Source organism: Cyanobacteriota bacterium, assembly GCA_025054735.1.
Classification (GTDB): Bacteria; Cyanobacteriota; Cyanobacteriia; order SKYG9; family SKYG9; genus SKYG9.
In genome coordinates this window covers 1-1973 of record JANWZG010000558.1, presented here as the reverse complement: position 1 = coordinate 1973, position 1973 = coordinate 1, and the positions used below count along the sequence as shown (strand labels likewise).

Annotated in this window: 3 protein-coding genes; 2 read left to right on the top strand and 1 reads right to left on the bottom strand. The window is 49.1% G+C overall.

What is annotated here, in order from left to right; genetic code table 11:
• Positions 1-297: cytochrome b6-f complex iron-sulfur subunit (locus NZ772_18115; protein MCS6815471.1), on the bottom strand; the 297-nt coding region annotated here is incomplete at its 3' end.
• A gap of 289 nt (positions 298-586) precedes the next feature.
• On the opposite strand from NZ772_18115, the gene NZ772_18110 reads away from it, so the two are divergent.
• Together NZ772_18110 and arsS are read left to right on the top strand one after the other, a co-directional pair.
• A complete protein-coding gene (locus tag NZ772_18110; protein ID MCS6815470.1) occupies positions 587-904 on the top strand; it encodes a DUF3067 family protein in 318 nt (105 codons plus the stop codon).
• 143 nt (positions 905-1047) lie between these two features.
• On the top strand, positions 1048-1973 hold a 926-nt coding region (arsS, locus tag NZ772_18105), incomplete at its 3' end, for an arsenosugar biosynthesis radical SAM protein ArsS (protein MCS6815469.1).

The following is a 1973-nucleotide window of genomic DNA, read 5'->3' as shown; positions in this document are numbered from 1 at the left end:
AGCTAGTCCACCATCTTGCACTACTAGATAGGTAGGGTCACCTTTCAAGCCTTGGGCAAGGACACGCTCACCAGGCTTGTGGGCCGCTAGAAACTTGCTAACGATAATGTCGTTACCCAACGCATCTTTAGCTGTGACACCGCCACCTACGCCACCACTAGAGGGGGGAATGAAGTATTTCACGATGGGGTATAGCATCCCTAGTGCTACACCAGACGCAGCACCAAAGGTGAGCAAATTCATAAATTGCCGCCGTCCCAAATCGGGCACGTCTGCGGAGCTAGAGAGTTGAGCCATAAGGTTTACGGTGTATTACAACTATTTAACGAGATAAGGACAAAATAAAATCCGTACAACGAACTTGTACAGTTGTGAGAATAGTAGTCATCGTTCTCTGGAACGATCGTAGTCACAGCAACCAGTGTCACTGGCCTACCGCAAAGCCTCAAAAAGCTTCCAAAGCTATGTTCCCAGATTTACGTTTCCAGAGTAAGGTTAATAGGCTTTAATTATTATTACATTACTCGTTACGATCGTTGACCACGTATCCCAATCAATCCTGGCAACTGTTAATGACGGGGTAGGTATGACCGGGCAAGAACTGCATCAACTGCTAGTAGAAAAGTGGGGGTATTCCTACGATGTCCAACTGCGACGGGTTCAGGGCAAAGTTGTGATGCAGATTATGTGGAAGTACCTAGAGCAGGTGTCATTTCCCATGAGTGAAGTGGAATATTTGGCCCATTTGGATGAGGTTGCCAATTATCTAGTGGCATGGAACAGCGTTAATCAGGTGAAGGAATTTATCGCTGTCACCCGCGAGCGTCCTCGACTAGGCAAAGCTGTAACCATTCCTATTGACTTAGGTGAGCGGGCTTCGGAATGGATTTTAGGAGAGTTTTAGAGGCTAGACGGTGACCTCTGGAGAATGAGTAACTAGAGAATGGGCGACTGATCAAATCTTCAGGAAATACTCACCTCGAATTTATCCTGGCCATGGTATCCATAGAAAAATCACTATTTAGCCTAAGGTATTGTTGACGATTGATGCTTGAATTTAACGGCCAGTCTGCTATTTCAGCCATAGACCTTGATAACCCCGCGGCTGGTCCAAAACCAACAACTTCTCTTTTACGCCGCCAGTCTCCCTTAGCTGCACCTCACCAGCAACGACTGGCATTGACTGCCCTAGACTTGACCCACACACCATACCAGGGACAGTTTGCTGATACCCTAGCAGCCCATGGCTGGCGATCGCTTGTTCCTGCTCAGCTAGAAATTTTCCAAATCAACCTGGGTAAGTTGTGCAATATGACCTGCCGCCATTGCCACGTGGATGCTGGCCCCGATCGCCGTGAAATCATGAGCCGCGAGACCATTGATCTCTGTCTGCAAGCGCTAGACCAGACCAATGCCCACACCGTAGATATTACTGGGGGTGCTCCAGAGTTGAATCCTCATTTTTGCTACTTGGTTGAGCAATGTGTTGCTAGGGGAAAGCATGTGATCGATCGCTGTAACCTGACTGTATTGCTGTTGCCACCTATGGAGGATTTGCCCAGGTGGTTAGCGGATCAAGGTGTAGAGTTGGTCTGTTCTCTGCCCCACTATCGTCAACGCAATACCGATGCCCAACGGGGTGCTGGTGCTTTTGAACAATCGCTGCAAGCCCTGCGGCGGTTAAATGCAGTGGGCTACGGACAGGGTGACCCCCAGCGACGGCTAACCCTGATGATGAATCCAGTGGGTGCATTTTTAGCTAGCCATCAACATTCTCTAGAACAGGAATGGAAGACCTACCTACAGCGACAGCACGGCATCACCTTCGATCGCCTACTAGCCTTGAACAACATGCCCATTTCCCGCTATTTAGAATGGCTGCAACAGTCGGGGAACCTACAGCGCTACATGGAGCTATTGGTAAATGCCTTCAACCCAGCAACCATCTGCGGGGTCATGTGTCGCAATACCCT

Bases quoted from the DNA above. Each gene is read 5' to 3' on its own strand.
- NZ772_18110 (MCS6815470.1), top strand. From the start codon at position 587: ATGACCGGGCAAGAACTGCATCAACTGCTAGTAGAAAAGTGGGGGTAT.